This window comes from Cohnella massiliensis (genome assembly GCF_900169535.1).
Classification (GTDB): Bacteria; Bacillota; Bacilli; order Paenibacillales; family Paenibacillaceae; genus Cohnella; species Cohnella algarum.
In genome coordinates this window covers 88,232-104,610 of sequence record NZ_LT821254.1, presented here as the reverse complement: position 1 = coordinate 104,610, position 16,379 = coordinate 88,232, and the positions used below count along the sequence as shown (strand labels likewise).

Here is a 16,379-nt window from a genome sequence, read left to right as displayed (position 1 = left end):
TTTTTTTGCGCAATCGATGGAAGTGAGCGCCGCCGTAGAGGAAATCGTTACGCCGCAGAACACATCACAGGCCAAGCGAACGGGTTGATGACGTTAGTGAAAACTTTCCGTTATAACCAGGACGACTGACTACGAATGTTTGAAAATGGACATAACGACTTATATTCAGGGTAAAGGAACCCAAAGGAGGGAACGGCGTGAACAACTTGGACAACTATCGGCAGGGAGAACCCGGCGAACTTCGGCTGAAAGGCAAAACAGCCGTCATCACGGGGGCGGGATCGGGGATCGGGCGCGCCGCCGCGCTTCACTTGGCCCGCAACGGGGCCGACGTCTGCCTCATCGATCTGAACGACAACCGGACCGAAAAGGCGGAACGGGAAATTCGCGAGATGGGCAGGGAAAGCCTGTTCGTCGACGCGGACGTATCGGATCCGCAGCGGGTAGAGAAGGCGATTCGGACGGCCGTCGACCGGTTCGGCCGCATCGACGTCGTGTTCGCGAACGCGGGCATTAACGGAACGCTCTCCCCGATCGAGGATCTGCAGCCGGAGGACTGGGACAAGACGCTGGCGACGAACTTGAAGGGAACGTTTCTGACCGTCAAATACGCGATCCCCCATATGAAGCAGGCGGGCGGAAGCGTCATCGTTACGAGTTCCGTCAACGGCAGCCGCAAATTTTCCGGTTTCGGCATGGCGGCATACAGCGCCTCCAAGGCGGGGCAGGTCGCCTTTGCCAAAATGGCCGCTTTGGAGCTGGCCCGCTACAAGATCCGCGTCAACGTCATTTGCCCGGGAGCGATCGAGACCCATATCGGCGAAAATACGAATCGCACGAAGCAGGTCGATAAAATCGACATCCCCGTCGAATATCCGGAAGGCAACCAGCCGCTGGAGCACGGGCCGGGGAAGCCGGAGCAGGTGGCGGACCTCGTGCTGTTCCTCGCCTCGGAGCAGTCCAGCCATATTTCGGGGACGGAAATCTTTATCGACGGCGCGGAAACGTTATTGTAGAAAAATAGTTGAAAAAGAAGCTCCCGGACCGCTAGCAGAGCGAAACCGGGAGTTCTTTTTCGCGATATCCGGAAAGCGTCCCGCCGCCGAAGGGCGGGTTTCAAACGCCTTGGCGTCATTTTACCCGGAACGTGCGGTGTCCGTATTTCCGGACGAGGATGAGGGCTGCGGTCAAATAGGCGAGCGATAAAACGAGTATCGCGATGGCGAACGCCTGGGCCGGTCCCCGATAGATAATGCTGAATCCGCTGGCCGACGATACGAGCGAGTTGATCACGTGATAGAACGGATTTTTGGAATTCAGTTCCGTCGTATACGGCTGAAAGATGTAGTACATGAACAGATGATGGACCGAATAAAAGACGGAAAACGACAGAATCAGAATCCACAGCAGGGGAAGATCCCGGTCCATCGGCACCCCGGCGGCCAAGGCGAACAAGGTCAGCGCGCTTCCGAGCGCGGCGGCCGTCAGCAGATTCAGGCCGAGCATCCGGGCAAGGCGGATCCGGAAATGCCGCGTGACGGCGTTCCGGTAGAAGCCGTAGCGCAGCAGGCTGAGATCGCAGTTATAGAACATCGCCCGGCACACCCTTTCTCCGACCGACAGGGCGAACATCGAAATCGCCGTGTAAGGGACAAGCGCCCCCAAGTCCAGCGCGGCGGCATGTTCGCGGTACGCGATTCCGAAAATGACGCCGATCGCGGCCAGCGCGCCGACGATGGCCAGCCGAACGTATAAGGGCTTGTTGACCAAGCTCCGATGCCTGGCGAAAAACAGCGCGTTCAGGTACGCATACCCTTCCTTGCCGTTAAACTTGTCGCTGCTCAGCGCCTTCGGCGAGAAGTCGCTTTCCTTCGTTTTGACTTCGTTTTTCTGCGCGTCCGCCATCATCTGCCCGATATTCAGCAGCGGGTCGTCCCGCTTCGCGGCGGCTTCCACCGCGCCCGCGTAATCGCGGTAGCGCGCGAGCCGAACCGTCGCGTATAAGCCTGCGGCCGCAATCGCAAGCGTTGCCGGCACATTGACGAGCAATGATCCGGTCGGCGGCGCGAACCGGAACAGGATCGGCAAATAGGCGGCCGCGTAGCCGAGGGCGATCGCCAGCCAAACGACCGCGTTGTTTTTGATCAGCACGTGTCCGGTTTTGTCAAACAGCTTCAGGTGAAGAAACTCGACGAACACCCGCCACAAGGCGACCGATACAGCCAGCAGGATACACGGCCAGAGGGTTGCGCCAAGCAGGGAAGCGAACAGAAACAGGGCCGGCACATACGATACGAAAAACAAGACGTACCGGTAGGTCAGCGACGTCCGCATGTAACGGCCGGCCGGCATCCTCATCAGCTTTACCGCGATGTATTTTTCCCGTTTCGGCTCCAGAACGGTGGCGCTGGAGAAGCTGACGACGACGAAGCTGAGCATGGCGAAAATATGGTAAAACAGCAGCAGCCGTTCCTCCTGCGGAAGCGTTTGCCCCCATAAGGCGACCGGCAAATAGACGAGCAGACCCATATAAGCTATTTTCGTCAAAAACGGCCACAGAAGGCTTAAAACGAGCATGACGACGGAAGCCGCCTTTTTCAGCTTCAGACGGGAATAAACGCCGTCCGACACCCGCCCGCCGACGAGCGGAAGCCGCTTGACATAATAGAAAAACCGGTTGGCGGCGGAGGACGTCCGGATCGCGAGCAGCGTATTAAGCGTCCTCAGCATGGCCTTCATCCTTCAGCAGCTCGATGACGCTCCGTTCGAATTCCGGGCTGCGCAGCAGATCGGACGGAACCGACGACAGGCGGCCGTTGTTCAGCACGACAAGCTCGTCGCACAAATCGGAAGCGAGCTGCAAAATATGCGTGGAAAAAATCAAAATATGGTCCTGCTTCATCCCGCGAAGCAGGTTTTTCATTTCCAGCGCGACGATGACGTCGAAGGACGTGAGCGGCTCGTCAAGCAAAATGACCGGCGGCTTCGTGATCAGAAACAGCAGCATTTGCAGCTTGTTTTTCATCCCGTGGGAATAGCCTTTGATCAGGCGGTGCCGGTCTTCCTTGGCGATGCTCATGATTTCGAAATACTCGTCGATGCTTTGGTTCGGCTGCACCTTGTCCCGGTTGATGTCCATGAAAAACCTGACGAATTCGTACCCGGTGAGAAACTCCGGCAAGATCGGCAGCGAGTACACGTATCCGATATCCTGCTCGCGGAGCTCTCTCGTTTGGCCGTTCTCTTCCAGCAGCGCTTTTCCTTCGTCCATCTTCGTCTCGCCGCTCAAGCAATTGAACAGCGTCGTCTTGCCGGCGCCGTTTCGGCCGAGCAGGCCGTAAATGTTGCCTTTCTGAAAGGTGAATCCGGCTCCTTGAAGCACCTTCTTGTCGCCGAATTGCTTGACGACATGGTCCAGGATCAGGCGCCAAATCATCTCCTCCGTTCGAATGCGATACTTCTTTTTACGGGACATCGGTCGATCGGTCGCGTTTATAAGGCGCGATACGCGGGACAACATTACCGTCTCCCGGTATCGGACCAGTGCGGCGGCCGCGCCAGCGACGGCGGCAGCTTCGTGCCGGCATCGCCCTTCGCGGCGTTGAGCTGAGCCTGCGTCAGAAAAAGACTCCCGGTCAAATCGGCTCCCCCGAGATCGGCGTCCCGGAAATCGGCCCCGATGAGGTCCGCCGCCCGCAAGTCGGCCCCTCTGAGGTCGGCCGCGATCAGGTACGCCCCCCGCAAATTGGCGCAGCGCAGATCGGCCCCCTTCAGCTTGGCTCCGATCAGGTCGGCTCCCCGGCGGGCCGCTTTCGGATTCCTCAAAGGCTCCTTGAACCTGCGCCGGGCGTCTTCCCGCGCAAGCTCGCTCGCCTTCAGTAGGAGGACGTTCGTCTCCGCGCGGTGCGCGGAGACGTCCAGCTTCAAGATCGAGCCGGGGTCGAGGAAGGTGAGGCGTTCCGTCGCGTCGAACGCGGCGCGAAGCTCGTCATGGATGGAGCGGGCCGGCTCCAGCGCCAGCGCTTCGGCCAAATACCGAAGCAGCTCGTGCAGCTGAAACATGACCGGAAGCACCTCGAACATTTGCTTGGCCGTTTCCGGCGCCTGCCGCCAGTCTTTTCCTTCATACGTGATTTGCGATACCTTCTGCCCCGCGCCGAAGCAGTCGTAAACCGTGCACCCGCGAAACCCGCGCTGCCTGAGGGTGTCGTGCACGCCGCAGCGGAAATCCGGGCGCAGGTTCGGGCAGGGCTGCCCCGCGTTTTTGTCGATCGCGAAATCGGCCGAGGCCGCGAACGGAAGCGCGACGCAGCACAGGCCGAAACAGTTTTCGCAGTCGGCCTGAAAAGCTTCCGTATACGTTTGCTTGTCCATTTTTACGATACCTTCCGTTTCCTTCGTGTCCATAACTTCATCTTATGATAAATCCGCCACAGATTAAAAGGTGTTTCCTTCCAATGAAACTTGCGGCGGCAAGCGGTCGTCTATTATATAACAGGGATATTTTGGATGGAGCCCGTCGATTAGTCCGACGATTACATCGGATTTTGCGAGGAGGAATTCGAATGAGAACTATCGAAAGAGTCGAAGTTCGCGAGGGCGACTGCTACGGCCGGTTGGCCGGAATCTGGCACCGGGCCGTTCGCGCCACGCACCGTTTTTTGACCGAGGAGGATATCGGGTTTTATCGAAACATCGTGGAAAACGGGGGCCTGGAGGGAGTCGAAATGTGGGTCGAACGGAACGAGTCGAACGAGATCGTCGGATTTATCGGACTTGACGGGACCCGAATCGAGATGCTGTTCGTCGACCCGGAGCACCATGGACAAGGGACGGGCACCCGGCTGATCGAACATGCGGAGAAAATCAAAGGCAGCGCGCTTAAAGTCGACGTGAACGAGCAGAATGAAGGCGCCCGCTCTTTCTACGAACGATACGGATTCGTTCAAACGGGGCGCTCGGAGCTGGACGGGACAGGCCGCCCTTTTCCTTTGCTGCATCTGGAACTGCGGCGGAACGTTACATCCCGCCAGTCGGGGTAAGCGCAGGGTTTGTGCCGCTGCGCCGTTGCCGGTATGATGGGAGTAGGCCGAACCGGCCAACCGAGAGGAAAGGAATTTTACATCGATATGGAAATCCTTGTTGAACATAAACGCATCCTCGAAGAAGCCGAACGCTTTGCCAGGACGGAGCTGGAAAACGATCCGACCGGCCACGACTGGTGGCACGTTCGCCGGGTCGTGCGAATGGCGGAGCGATTGGCGGCGCAGGAGGGGGCCGACGCTTTTATTTGCGCCCTCGCCGCTCTGCTTCACGACGTCGCGGACGAGAAGCTCAACGAATCCAAGGAGAGCGGACTGCGAAAAGCGGACGATTGGCTTGACGGCCAACCGCTGGATGAGGAGAGCCGCCGTCACGTTCTCGAAATTATCGCGACGATGTCGTACAATGCGGGCGCCAATCCGCCGATGCGCACGCTCGAAGGGCAAGTCGTGCAGGATGCGGACCGGCTGGACGCGATCGGCGCGATCGCGATCGCCCGCACGTTCCTGTACGCCGGCTGGATCGGCCATCCGATTTACGATCCCGATCTCCCGCCCCGCGACGCGATGACCCCGAAGGAGTACCGCCGGGACAAAAGCACGGCGATCAACCATTTTTACGAGAAACTGTTAAAGCTGAAAGACAAAATCAATACCGCCTCCGCAAGAGAGATCGCCGAGGAACGCCACCGGTATATGGAGCAATACGTGGAGCGCTTCTTGTCGGAGTGGGAAGGCCGAAGCTGAAAGGGGATACCGTCATGAGCAAGAAAATGACCGCCGCGATCGCAAGCGCGGCCGCAATCGCCGTTCTCGGAGCGGGCCTGGTTTGGGCGCTCGCTTCTCCGGATAAGGCGGCGAACGGGCGAGAAGAGAAGACGGCCGCCGGCGGCGAGACGAGGTCCGTCTCCGCCCCCCATGCGACGGAGGAGTCCGTTATCGAAGCGGGCAGCATCGAAACGATGGACGGTCAGGATTTGTCGATCGGGCTCGGCGGGGAGAGAAGCAACAATTTCGCGATCATCCCGTGGACGAAAGGCGAGACCGTCGAATTTTCCGTCGAGAACGAGTCGGAAAGCAAGCTGGAAATCGGAATCATGTCCGTCGCGACGGAACGGATCTACAGCCGAATCGTCGAATACGGCTCCGAAACCGTCGCCATTCCCGTTCCCGAAGACGGGGAGTATCGCATCTATGTCAAAAATCACGATTCCGAAGCAGCTCGGTTTCGCTTGATCTTGAGCGAGCCGATCGAAGGGCCGCTCGTCTAAACCCTCGAAGGGAGAGTGCGAATGAAGTTTGCGCCGAAAAGGGACCGCTGGATGTCCGCCGTCATGTGGACTACCACGCTGCTCGTCGCGTTCGTCGGGGTGCCTCCGTTTTTGGACGCGAGCAAAGGCATCGTCGGAAAATCTATCGTTTTCGTATTCTGCTTCGGCTTTGCTTTATTTTGCGTCTGGCTGTGGGCAGGCGTTTCCTATTCGCTAAATGAATCGGAGCTGACCGTCCGGGTGGGTCCGTTCGCCAAATCGATCCCGTACGGCAAAATTACGAAAGTCCGGCCGATCCGGTCCGTGCTGTCGGCTCCGTCCGCCACTTCCGTCGAACGCCTTGAAATTTTTTTCGGCAGGTTCGATTCCATTCACGTTACCCCTTTGGATCGGGAAGCTTTTTTGACGGAGTTGAAAAAGCGCTGTCCGCACGCGAGCATTGTCGCGCATGACGGCGGGGAAGGAGCGTGAAACTTGAATTCGTCCTCTTATTGGAACGAAGTGTTTGACCGGATACGGCAGGGCGGAAACGCGAAGACTTCCTCGTGGCTCCGGCGGTATTTGCCGATTCGGGGACGCGATCCGGCCGCGAGCGTGCTGGAAATCGGCTGCGGCCTCGGAAAGGAAACGGCCTTTCTCGTCGATTGCGGGTACCGGGTTACGGCCACGGACGTTTCGGAAACCGCCTTGTCCGCGGTAAAAAGCGCGTTCCCGTCCGCGAACCTTCTCCTGCACGATACGCGCGACAGGTTTCCGTTTCCCGACGAATCGTTCGATCTTGCGGTCGCGAGTCTTTCGCTGCATTACTTCGGTTACGAGACGATGATTCGAATCCTTGCCGATATTCGCCGACTGCTGAAAAACGGCGGCCCGATCCTGTTCCGGCTCAATTCGGCCAACGACGAGGACGCCGGGAAGGAGCATCCGATCGAGAGGTATTTTTATCGCCCCGAAACGTGCAGAGAGCTGTTCGCGGACTGGAGAGAGGCAGCGCTGCGGGAGGTCGCGGAAGATTATTACGGCAAAACGAAAGTGATGATCGAAGGCATGTTCGAAAAGGCGCCGGCGGGACATCATCTCTAATGCGCGGGGTTGGGCATGTTTCCGCCGATTGAAAGTTTAAGAACGCCGTTCTTGCCTTTTGGTTTCCGTTTTATGGGTGAATAACGGGCCTGAACGAAAATGGGGGTAGGGGATGCGGGCAAAATTCAGCCACACCCGAGTGCTTCGAGCGGCGGCGCTTTTGTCCGTCTTCGCCGGTTGTTTGTATAAGCCTTCGGTTATCCCTTTTGCCATGCCGTTGACCGCTCTCGGCCCGGAAATGGCCGAAGGCCAAAAAGCGGCCAAATGGTGGGCGACCTGGGCCATATACGGGGGCCTCGCCGTTTTGGCGGGTTCTTTTTTGCTGAATCTGGCGAAACCGCTGCTCTTCCATCGCATCATGCAGAGTCTGGCACTGTTCGCGCTGATTGGTATTATCGTCGCATTCGCTGCTTTAAAACGAGCAGGAGGGGATTCGTCCGAAGCGAGGAAGATCACCGCAACTCACTAATCGCCTAAGCATGAAAAATAGAGCTCAGGAACATCGAAACAAGGCCGCCTACAGCCGTTAGCGCGTTTGCGGTCCGTCCGGCCGGAGAGACTCAATGCCCGTCATCGTCGACGCCGACGCCGAGCTGCCGGTTCCGCTCTTTGAATTTCGCGTTGTGCGAGGAAACGTAGGCGACCTTTGGCGCCTCGGGGTCGATATACAGCTTGGCGCTGTTGAGCGCCAGCACGGCGTCGTTGAACGTTCCGGCGATCAAATGGACTTTGCTGTCGTGTTTCACGAAGTCGCCGGCCGCGAATACGCCGGGAATGTTTGTTTCCATTTTGCCGCTGACGTGCACGTTCCAATCGCCCATGTCCAGGCCCCAATCCCGGACCGGCCCGAAATTATACCGCAGTCCGTGATTGACGATGACGGCGTCGACGTCCAGCAGCTTCCGTTCTCCCGATTCGATATGGGCGATCGCCGCTTGGTGGATATCGCGGCCGTTCGCGCTGTGCAGCGACTCGATCGCGTACGGCGTCAGCACCGCGGCCGCCGACGACTTCATTTTCTTCACGTTCCGCTCATGTCCGCCGAATTGGTCGCGGCGGTGCACGACGGTCAGACTTGCGGCAATCGGCTCCAGCGCATTCGCCCAATCGACGGCCGAATCGCCTCCGCCGGAGATCAGCACGCGCTTGCCGCGGAATTCCTCCAAGCCCTGCACGGTATAGTGCAGATTGGTCACCTCGAAGCGGTCCGCGCCTTCGATCTCCAGCTTCGCCAGCTCCAGAATGCCGTATCCGATCGCGAGCACGACCGTTCGGGTCCAATGCCGTTCTCCGGTCGCGGAGGTCAGCAAAAACGTGCCGTCCTCCCGGCGGTCCAACGAGACGATTTGCTGCCCGAGCACGATCGTCGGATCGAACGTCTTCGCTTGCTGGACCAGCTGTTCGATCAGCTTGGCTCCCAAAGTCGGCGTAAGGCCGCCGACGTCCCAAATCATTTTCTCCGGATAAATCAGCAGTCTTCCGCCCAGCCGTTCGTTGGCGTCGATCAGCTTCGTTTTCAAATCTCTCATTCCGCTATAGAAGGCCGTATACATGCCGGCCGGGCCTCCGCCGATTATCGTTACGTCAAATAGGTCCAGCTGTTCGCTCACGTGCAGTTTCCTCTCCCCGGGTCGGTCGTCTTTGCCCGCAAACCTCCGGTCCGCATAGTCGTTCCTCATGCTCCCTTCATTTTATTGATAATCATTCTCAATGTCAAACGCGGCTTTCGCCGCCGCGCTTTTGTTCCCGGCAGGATAAATGCGGAACGGCGTTGAAGTTAAAGGAGTTGACAAAAATTGTCGATTTGGGTCGCGATGCAGAAAGGATATGTTTTGCGTATATCCTCGACTGTATCGTGAAGAAAACTATTCGACGAAAAGAGGATACGCATGAGAACCGACTATTGGAAAACGGAACGCCTCCTGCTCCGGGTCCCGACGCCCGCGGACGTCGCTTTGTTCCAGGCGTTCGACGACGAGGTTTCCCGCAATTTGGACATGGTGTATTTGCCCCAATCGGAAGACCGGCAAGCCCGCTGGCTCGAGGGCGAGCTGAAGCCCAAACTGGACGATTCCTATCGCTTGGTCGCCGAGACGCACGACGGCGCGCTTGTCGGAACGATCAATACGTTCGCCTGCCACAGACGAAACCGTACCTTCAAATACGGCATCGCGCTGCTGCCGGAATTCCGGTCGCAAGGCTATGCCGCCGAGATGATCGAACGGGTGGTCCGCTATTATTTTCACGAGCTGAACTACCAGAAGGCGACGCCGCACGTCTATTCGTTCAACCGGGCTTCGATCCGCCTTCACGAAAAAATGGGGTTCGTCCGGGAGGGAACGCTCCGAAGCATGGTCTATTCGAACGGGGAGTACCACGACGAAATTTACTTCGGAATGACCAAGCGGGAGTTCGACGAACGGTACGGGAAATCGGTCTTTTTCTAAGCCGAGGCAGAAAAAATGCTGTTGACTTGAGACAAGTTTTCCCTGTATTGTGTATACATAAAACCAACGAAAGGATGATGGCCGGGTTCATGACGAAGAAGTTCAACCTAAAACCGATTCATAAGCCGACGACCGCCAAGGAAATGGCTTATTCGGAAATCAAAAAAGTCATTTTGAACGGCCATATTTCTTCGGAGGATATTTTTACCGAGGTGCAGATGGCCGAATTGCTCAACACTTCCCGCACGCCGGTCCGCGAAGCGCTCCGGGACTTGATCAAGGAAGGCCTGATCTCGGTCATTCCGCGCAAAGGGATGTCGATCCGGAAGGTGTCCGAGAGCGAGGTCGAGCAAATTTTTTTGCTTCGGTCCACGATCGAAGGCGAAGTCGTCAAAAAAGTCACCCGCGAGTTCGCGCCGAGGCAGCTGGCCCAGTTGAAAAGCATTTGCGACCAGCAGCGGGAGGCGATGCAGGCGGAGGACGATCTGCTGTTCATTCATCTCGATCAAAAGTTTCACACCACTCTGGTGAAGTTTTCGAAATACGAGCTGATCGAACAAATTTTGCTTAACTTGCACAACTTGTCCCAACTGATCGGCCTGAAAGCGATCAAAAAACGAAACCGCATGGAAGAGGTCCTGGAAGAGCACCTGGCCATTCTCGAAAATATGGAGAACGGGAACGAGGAGCAAGCCGTCCTTTCCATGAGCGAGCATTTGCAACGAACGAAGCAGTCGTTATATGTGCAGCCGTAACCAACGATCCGGCTAAAAAAACGGTTCCTCGTCCGCTACATCCGGCTTTTCAGCAAGCGATCGAACGGGAACCGTGTTCGTTGCTCCCCAAGCCCTGCTTATCGTCTTTTATAAAAGCAATGGCACCAATCCGCAAAACCTGCAACCCAAAATCTGCACTCCCTAATTTGCAATCGCCAAGCCCGTATGCTCGTTTTCAAAAAAGCTGACACGCCGTTCGAGATGATCCGACCGATTGATGAGGCGAGAAACCGACCTCTCAACATGAAAGCGATAACTATGACATGACCGGGCGTTAAAGTCTATTTTTTCGACATTTTCCTGGGAATAAAGTAAAGTTTATTGACATGAATCGACGAATGATGCTAGCATAGCAATAACGATAAGACAGGGTTTGGCAGGGGAATTTTACGCGGATTTTGTGCATACACAACACATTACACACAACACAAAGAACACGCTGGAACGGCAAGGAGAGTGAGCGCATGGTCAGAAGCGGCAAGCAGTACGTCGACTCGCTGCGGGACAGCCGGACGATCTATATCGGCGGGGAAAAGGTAAAGGACGTCACGACCCATCCGGCGTTCGCGGGCATCGTGAACACGTTCGCGGGACTGTACGACATGGCGGCGGACCCGGCGAACGGGATGACGTATACGACGGAGGACGGAACGGAAGCGAACAAAATCTTCATGATTCCGCGCAGCCGCGAGGATCTGGCGGAGCGGAGAGCATCGCTGATGAAATGGGCGGAAGCGACGTGCGGCTTCGTCGGGCGGAGCCCGGACCACGTGGCGGGATTTCTCGCCGGGTTCGTCAGCGCGCCGGAGGTGTTCGGGGAGCGGTACGAGAACGTCAAGAAGTTTTATACGTATGCGCGGGACAACGACCAGTTCGTGACCTACGTGATCATTCCGCCGCAAATCGACCGGAGCAAGGCGGCGCACGAGCAGGAAGAGAAGTTTTTGCCGGTCGGGGTGTGCGAGGAGCGGGAGGACGGCATCGTCGTGCGCGGGTCGCAAATGCTGGGGACGAGCGCGGCGGTGTCGAACTACCTGTTCTGCAGCTGCATCACGCCGCTGCGTCCGGGGGACGAGGAGTACGCGGTTTCGTTCGTGCTGCCGATGGACGCGCCGGGGCTGAAGCTGTACGCGCGGCCGAGCTTCGCGGCGGACAAGCCGAGCGTGTACGACTATCCGCTGTCGACGCAGTTTGACGAAAGCGACGCGCTGGTCGTGTTCGACGACGTGTTCATCCCGTGGGAGCATGTTTTCGTGTACCGGGATATCGAAGCGACGCGGGCGCAGTTCCACGGAACGCCGGCGCACGTGATGGGAAACAACCAGGCGCAAATCCGGCTGACGGCGAAAATGAAGTTCCTGATCGGCGTGGCGCGGAAAGTGACGATGATGAACGGAAGCGACAAGTTCCCGCAGGTGCAGGAGCGGTTGGGAGAGCTGGCGTCGCTGGCGGCGCAGGTGGAAGGGATGCTGAAGGCGTCGGAGTACGACTGCGTGATCGACAAGAACGGCGTGGCGCGGCCGAACGCGAGGTACTTGTACGCGGTCGTCGGGATGCAGGACACGCTGTACGCGTCGGTGATCAAGATCCTGCGGGAGCTGGTCGGCGGAGGGGTGCTGCAGGTGCCGTCGTCGTACAAGGAGATGATCGCCCCGGAAACGCGGGACGACATCCGCCGGTACATCCGGTCGCCGGGGGCGCCGTCGGAGGAGCGGATCCGGCTGTTCAAGCTGGCGTGGGACATCATCGGCTCGGAGTTCGGAGGCCGGCACCAGCAGTACGAAATGTTCTACAACGGAGCGCCGTTCGTGGTGAAGGGCTACGCGTTCCGCAACTACGGCTACGACGAGGCCGTCGGGCTCGTCGACCGCTTCCTCGGCAGCTATTCTTTGCCGGAGGCGTAAGTCAATCGTAACGTATTCCGAATCATTCGCAAATGGCATTATCGCCGTTTGAAAATTTTGAATAATGGGAGTGTTTGAACATGGCAAAACCCGAACTGGAATTTACCGCTTATACCGAATTCGAAGAAAAACCGTTTACGAAAGTGGAAGGACTGTCGGAACGGGTCATCGCCAAAGACGAGGACACCGGGGTAGCGACGCGAATCCTCATCTTCGCTCCGGGAACGGACACGACGCCGAACGGCGTGCAGATTCACGACTTTTGGGAAGAGCTTTACATCATCGAAGGCTCCCTTATCGATTTGACGCTCAATCAGGAATTCACCGCCGGCATGGTCGCCTGCCGCCCGCCGGGCATGAAGCACGGTCCGTGGATCGCGCCGAACGGCTGCAAGACGTTCGAGGTACGGTACTACTCCAAGTAAAGCGAAAACAGCCAATTCAACCTATGGGAGTGCCAGCGAAATGAAATCACGCACGCTGAGAACGTGGATCCGGCATATGGACGAAAGCGGCCAGCTTGCGACCGTGGACAAGCCGGTTTCCACGAGGTTCGAAATTTCCGCTTTCACGAAGCAGTACGACGGAAGCAAAGCCGTCTTCTTCCCGCAGGTGGAGGGGTACGGGATGGCGGTCGTCTCCGGCATCGCCAGCACGCGGGCGCAGTTCGCGCAGGCGCTCGGCTGCTCGGAGAATGAGATGATTCCGAAGTTCCTGGATGCCATCGACAACCCTTTGCCTTCCCGGGAGGTCGCGGAAGAAGAAGCTCCGGTCCAGGAAATCGTCATCGACAAGGACATCGATTTGACTTCTTTATTCCCGATTTCGCTTCATCAGGAGAAGGACTCGGGGCCTTATATCACCGCGGGACTCGCGATCGTGCGGGATCCGGATACCGGCATCCAGAACGTCTCGATTCACCGGCTGCAGGTGTCCGGCCCGAACCGGCTCGGCGCCCTGCTCCTTCCCCGGCATACGTACAACGCCTTCAAAAAGAAGGAGGAAAAAGGAGAGCCGCTCGAAATCGCGATCGTCCTCGGCGTCGATCCGGTGCTGATGCTGGCTTCGCAGGCGATCGCTCCGCTCGGACAGGACGAGCTGGAAATCGCGGGCGCGCTCAAGGGGGAGCCGGTTCCGGTCGTGAAATGCAAAACGATCGATGTCGACGTCCCGGCCGACGCGGAAATCGTGCTCGAAGGCAAAATCATGCCGCACGTTCGCGAGCCGGAAGGGCCGTTCGGCGAATTCCCCGCCTACTACGGCCTGCAAAGCGACAAAGAAGTGATCGAGATCGGATGCGTCACGCACCGCAAGGATCCGATCTACCAAACGTGCCTGGCCGGCTCCGACGAGAATTTGCTGCTCGGCGCCATTCCCCGCGAGGCGTCGCTGCTCCGTTCGATGCAAAACACGGTGTCGACGATCCGCAACGTGCATCTGACGATGGGCGGCAAGTGCCGGTTCCATCTGGTCGTATCGATGAAGAAGCGCAACGAGGGAGAAGCGAAAAACGCCATTTTCGCCGCCTTCGCGGGCCACTACGATGTGAAAAAAGTGATCGTGGTCGACGAGGAAATCGATATTTTCGATTCGGATATGGTGGACTGGTGCGTGGCGACGCGGTTTCAGGCCGACAAGGACCTGGTCGTCGTCCATGGCGCGCTCGGCTCGAAGCTCGATCCGTCCACCGACAACGGCGTCGGCTCCAAGCTCGGCTTCGACTGCACGGTGCCGCTCGACGCCGAGCCGATGGACTACGAAGTGACGGTCATTCCCGGCATGAAGGAGTTCATCGCCAAGGGCAAGGTGCTGGAGCGGCTGCCGGACGAGACGGCGAAGCGTTACTTGCAGACCGACTGAGCGTCCGAGCGAGAAGTCGGCTAGCGAGAAGTCGGCCGTCGTCCGGCGCCGGGCGGCCGGAATGCCGGAAAACGCGCAAGGGAGCGACAGGGATGACCGAACCGGGCGTTTTGCCGCCGGAAGCCGTGAAAATTTTGCAGGGCGAGACGATCGTCATGCTGAACGTCCTTGACCGAACGAGCCGATCCGTTTGCTCTACGGCGCTGTCCGGAGTGTACGCGGTCGACGGGAACACCGTCCGGTTCGCGATGGATGCGCGGTCGGAGTTCGTCGGGAGACTGCGCGAGGCCCCTCGCTTGTCGCTGCACTTCATCTGCGACGGCGCGATGCGGATCGCCGCGGGCCGAGCCAAGGTCGAGGCGGCGAATGTCGGCGCGGCATCGGCCAGGCCCGCCTGGATCGAAATGAAAATCGAAGAAGTCCGGGAGGCGGTTTTCCACGGAGGACGGGTGATGTTTCATCCGGAGTTCGCCGGAGACCGGGGAACGGAGCCAATAAATGTATACGCAACACAAAGAACACGCTGGAACGGCAAGGAGAGTGAACGCATGGTCAGAAGCGGCAAGCAGTACGTCGACTCGCTGCGGGACAGCCGGACGATCTATATCGGCGGGGAAAAGGTAAAGGACGTCACGACCCATCCGGCGTTCGCGGGCATCGTGAACACGTTCGCGGGACTGTACGACATGGCGGCGGACCCGGCGAACGGAATGACGTATACGACGGAGGACGGAACGGAAGCGAACAAAATCTTCATGATTCCGCGCAGCCGCGAGGATCTGGCGGAACGGAGAGCGTCGCTGATGAAATGGGCGGAAGCGACGTGCGGCTTCGTCGGGCGGAGCCCGGACCACGTGGCGGGATTTCTCGCCGGGTTCGTCAGCGCGCCGGAGGTGTTTGGGGAGCGGTACGAGAACGTCAAGAAGTTTTATACGTATGCGCGGGACAACGACCAGTTCGTGACCTACGTGATCATTCCGCCGCAAATCGACCGGAGCAAGGCGGCGCACGAGCAGGAAGAGAAGTTTTTGCCGGTCGGGGTGTGCGAGGAGCGGGAGGACGGCATCGTCGTGCGCGGGTCGCAAATGCTGGGGACGAGCGCGGCGGTGTCGAACTACCTGTTCTGCAGCTGCATCACGCCGCTGCGTCCGGGGGACGAGGAGTACGCGGTTTCGTTCGGGCTGCCGATGGACGCGCCGGGGCTGAAGCTGTACGCGCGGCCGAGCTTCGCGGCGGACAAGCCGAGCGTGTACGACTATCCGCTGTCGACGCAGTTTGACGAAAGCGACGCGCTGGTCGTGTTCGACGACGTGTTCATCCCGTGGGAGCATGTTTTCGTGTACCGGGATATCGAAGCGACGCGGGCGCAGTTCCACGGAACGCCGGCGCACGTGATGGGAAACAACCAGGCGCAAATCCGGCTGACGGCGAAAATGAAGTTCCTGATCGGCGTGGCGCGGAAAGTGACGATGATGAACGGAAGCGACAAGTTCCCGCAGGTGCAGGAGCGGTTGGGAGAGCTGGCGTCGCTGGCGGCGCAGGTGGAAGGGATGCTGAAGGCGTCGGAGTACGACTGCGTGATCGACAAGAACGGCGTGGCGCGGCCGAACGCGAGGTACTTGTACGCGGTCGTCGGGATGCAGGACACGCTGTACGCGTCGGTGATCAAGATCCTGCGGGAGCTGGTCGGCGGAGGGGTGCTGCAGGTGCCGTCGTCGTACAAGGAGATGATCGCCCCGGAAACGCGGGACGACATCCGCCGGTACATCCGGTCGCCGGGGGCGCCGTCGGAGGAGCGGATCCGGCTGTTCAAGCTGGCATGGGACATCATCGGCTCGGAGTTCGGAGGCCGGCACCAGCAGTACGAAATGTTCTACAACGGAGCGCCGTTCGTGGTGAAGGGCTACGCGTTCCGCAACTACGGCTACGACGAGGCCGTCGGGCTCGTCGACCGCTTCCTCGGCAGCTATTCCTTGCCGGAGGCGTAAGAAGGGGG

17 protein-coding genes are annotated in these 16,379 nt (G+C 58.6%); 13 read left to right on the top strand and 4 right to left on the bottom strand.

From position 1 onward, the window contains the following. Nucleotides 1-206: 206 nt before the first annotated feature. On the top strand, nt 207-1,016 hold the full coding sequence (locus B7E11_RS02935; RefSeq protein ID WP_080832204.1) for an SDR family oxidoreductase: 810 nt from the start codon (nt 207-209) through the stop codon (nt 1,014-1,016). 115 nt (nt 1,017-1,131) lie between these two features. Here the strand turns inward: B7E11_RS02935 and B7E11_RS02930 are convergent, their stop codons facing one another. The 3 genes from B7E11_RS02930 to B7E11_RS02920 form a co-directional block, all read right to left on the bottom strand. Next, entirely contained in the window at nt 1,132-2,730 is a 1,599-nt protein-coding gene (locus B7E11_RS02930; protein ID WP_080832128.1) for a hypothetical protein, read from the bottom strand. After that, complete coding sequence (locus tag B7E11_RS02925; protein WP_080832203.1) at nt 2,714-3,436, bottom strand: ABC transporter ATP-binding protein; 723 nt, start codon at nt 3,434-3,436, stop codon at nt 2,714-2,716. Before B7E11_RS02925 ends, B7E11_RS02930 begins: the two co-directional genes overlap by 17 nt. A gap of 83 nt (nt 3,437-3,519) precedes the next feature. Beyond that, nucleotides 3,520-4,374: a pentapeptide repeat-containing protein gene (locus B7E11_RS02920; protein ID WP_080832202.1), complete on the bottom strand. Its 855-nt coding sequence runs from the start codon at nt 4,372-4,374 to the stop codon at nt 3,520-3,522. 191 nt (nt 4,375-4,565) lie between these two features. On the opposite strand from B7E11_RS02920, the gene B7E11_RS02915 reads away from it, so the two are divergent. The 6 genes from B7E11_RS02915 to B7E11_RS02890 all read left to right on the top strand — a co-directional run bounded on the left by B7E11_RS02915 (nt 4,566) and on the right by B7E11_RS02890 (nt 7,865). Further along, nucleotides 4,566-5,042: a GNAT family N-acetyltransferase gene (locus B7E11_RS02915; RefSeq protein ID WP_080832127.1), complete on the top strand. Its 477-nt coding sequence runs from the start codon at nt 4,566-4,568 to the stop codon at nt 5,040-5,042. Between the two features lie 87 nt (nt 5,043-5,129). Continuing rightward, entirely contained in the window at nt 5,130-5,789 is a 660-nt protein-coding gene (locus tag B7E11_RS02910) for an HD domain-containing protein (protein WP_080832126.1), read from the top strand. Nucleotides 5,790-5,803: 14 nt separating this feature from the next. Next, nucleotides 5,804-6,313 carry a hypothetical protein gene (locus B7E11_RS02905; RefSeq protein ID WP_139787050.1) on the top strand — a complete coding sequence of 170 codons (510 nt, stop codon included), beginning with the start codon at nt 5,804-5,806 and terminating at the stop codon, nt 6,311-6,313. A 21-nt stretch (nt 6,314-6,334) separates the two neighbouring features. Further along, nucleotides 6,335-6,784 carry a PH domain-containing protein gene (locus B7E11_RS02900; protein ID WP_080832124.1) on the top strand — a complete coding sequence of 150 codons (450 nt, stop codon included), beginning with the start codon at nt 6,335-6,337 and terminating at the stop codon, nt 6,782-6,784. 3 nt (nt 6,785-6,787) lie between these two features. Next, complete coding sequence (locus B7E11_RS02895) at nt 6,788-7,396, top strand: class I SAM-dependent methyltransferase (RefSeq protein ID WP_080832123.1); 609 nt, start codon at nt 6,788-6,790, stop codon at nt 7,394-7,396. Between the two features lie 112 nt (nt 7,397-7,508). Continuing rightward, complete coding sequence (locus B7E11_RS02890) at nt 7,509-7,865, top strand: hypothetical protein (protein ID WP_080832122.1); 357 nt, start codon at nt 7,509-7,511, stop codon at nt 7,863-7,865. Nucleotides 7,866-7,956: 91 nt separating this feature from the next. Here B7E11_RS02890 and B7E11_RS02885 read toward each other — a convergent pair whose 3' ends face one another. Continuing rightward, nucleotides 7,957-9,006, bottom strand: a complete 1,050-nt coding sequence (locus B7E11_RS02885; protein WP_080832201.1) for an NAD(P)/FAD-dependent oxidoreductase — start codon at nt 9,004-9,006, stop codon at nt 7,957-7,959. A 279-nt stretch (nt 9,007-9,285) separates the two neighbouring features. On the opposite strand from B7E11_RS02885, the gene B7E11_RS02880 reads away from it, so the two are divergent. The 6 genes from B7E11_RS02880 to B7E11_RS02855 all read left to right on the top strand — a co-directional run bounded on the left by B7E11_RS02880 (nt 9,286) and on the right by B7E11_RS02855 (nt 16,371). Continuing rightward, the gene (locus B7E11_RS02880; protein WP_080832121.1) at nt 9,286-9,843 is read left to right on the top strand and encodes a GNAT family N-acetyltransferase; all 558 of its coding nucleotides are present in this window, start codon (nt 9,286-9,288) and stop codon (nt 9,841-9,843) included. 89 nt (nt 9,844-9,932) lie between these two features. Beyond that, nucleotides 9,933-10,598, top strand: a complete 666-nt coding sequence (locus B7E11_RS02875) for a GntR family transcriptional regulator (RefSeq protein WP_176220579.1) — start codon at nt 9,933-9,935, stop codon at nt 10,596-10,598. A gap of 485 nt (nt 10,599-11,083) precedes the next feature. Then, nucleotides 11,084-12,523, top strand: coding sequence for a 4-hydroxyphenylacetate 3-hydroxylase family protein (locus B7E11_RS02870; RefSeq protein ID WP_080832119.1), 1,440 nt, complete (start codon nt 11,084-11,086; stop codon nt 12,521-12,523). A gap of 80 nt (nt 12,524-12,603) precedes the next feature. After that, a complete protein-coding gene (locus B7E11_RS02865) occupies nt 12,604-12,948 on the top strand; it encodes a cupin domain-containing protein (RefSeq protein WP_080832118.1) in 345 nt (114 codons plus the stop codon). A gap of 40 nt (nt 12,949-12,988) precedes the next feature. After that, nucleotides 12,989-14,383, top strand: a complete 1,395-nt coding sequence (locus B7E11_RS02860; protein ID WP_080832117.1) for a UbiD family decarboxylase — start codon at nt 12,989-12,991, stop codon at nt 14,381-14,383. 92 nt (nt 14,384-14,475) lie between these two features. After that, the gene (locus tag B7E11_RS02855) at nt 14,476-16,371 is read left to right on the top strand and encodes a 4-hydroxyphenylacetate 3-hydroxylase N-terminal domain-containing protein (protein WP_245809601.1); all 1,896 of its coding nucleotides are present in this window, start codon (nt 14,476-14,478) and stop codon (nt 16,369-16,371) included. Nucleotides 16,372-16,379: the final 8 nt, after the last annotated feature.

Excerpts from the sequence above, each read along its gene's own strand:
- B7E11_RS02875 (WP_176220579.1), top strand. The coding sequence starts at position 9,933 with ATGACGAAGAAGTTCAACCTAAAACCGATTCATAAGCCGACGACCGCC.
- B7E11_RS02925 (WP_080832203.1), bottom strand. The coding sequence starts at position 3,436 with ATGATTTGGCGCCTGATCCTGGACCATGTCGTCAAGCAATTCGGCGAC.
- B7E11_RS02855 (WP_245809601.1), top strand. The coding sequence starts at position 14,476 with ATGACCGAACCGGGCGTTTTGCCGCCGGAAGCCGTGAAAATTTTGCAG.
- B7E11_RS02860 (WP_080832117.1), top strand. The coding sequence starts at position 12,989 with ATGAAATCACGCACGCTGAGAACGTGGATCCGGCATATGGACGAAAGC.
- B7E11_RS02865 (WP_080832118.1), top strand. The coding sequence starts at position 12,604 with ATGGCAAAACCCGAACTGGAATTTACCGCTTATACCGAATTCGAAGAA.
- B7E11_RS02905 (WP_139787050.1), top strand. The coding sequence starts at position 5,804 with ATGAGCAAGAAAATGACCGCCGCGATCGCAAGCGCGGCCGCAATCGCC.
- B7E11_RS02930 (WP_080832128.1), bottom strand. The coding sequence starts at position 2,730 with ATGCTGAGGACGCTTAATACGCTGCTCGCGATCCGGACGTCCTCCGCC.
- B7E11_RS02920 (WP_080832202.1), bottom strand. The coding sequence starts at position 4,374 with ATGGACAAGCAAACGTATACGGAAGCTTTTCAGGCCGACTGCGAAAAC.
- B7E11_RS02900 (WP_080832124.1), top strand. The coding sequence starts at position 6,335 with ATGAAGTTTGCGCCGAAAAGGGACCGCTGGATGTCCGCCGTCATGTGG.
- B7E11_RS02890 (WP_080832122.1), top strand. The coding sequence starts at position 7,509 with ATGCGGGCAAAATTCAGCCACACCCGAGTGCTTCGAGCGGCGGCGCTT.
- B7E11_RS02880 (WP_080832121.1), top strand. The coding sequence starts at position 9,286 with ATGAGAACCGACTATTGGAAAACGGAACGCCTCCTGCTCCGGGTCCCG.
- B7E11_RS02910 (WP_080832126.1), top strand. The coding sequence starts at position 5,130 with ATGGAAATCCTTGTTGAACATAAACGCATCCTCGAAGAAGCCGAACGC.
- B7E11_RS02915 (WP_080832127.1), top strand. The coding sequence starts at position 4,566 with ATGAGAACTATCGAAAGAGTCGAAGTTCGCGAGGGCGACTGCTACGGC.
- B7E11_RS02870 (WP_080832119.1), top strand. The coding sequence starts at position 11,084 with ATGGTCAGAAGCGGCAAGCAGTACGTCGACTCGCTGCGGGACAGCCGG.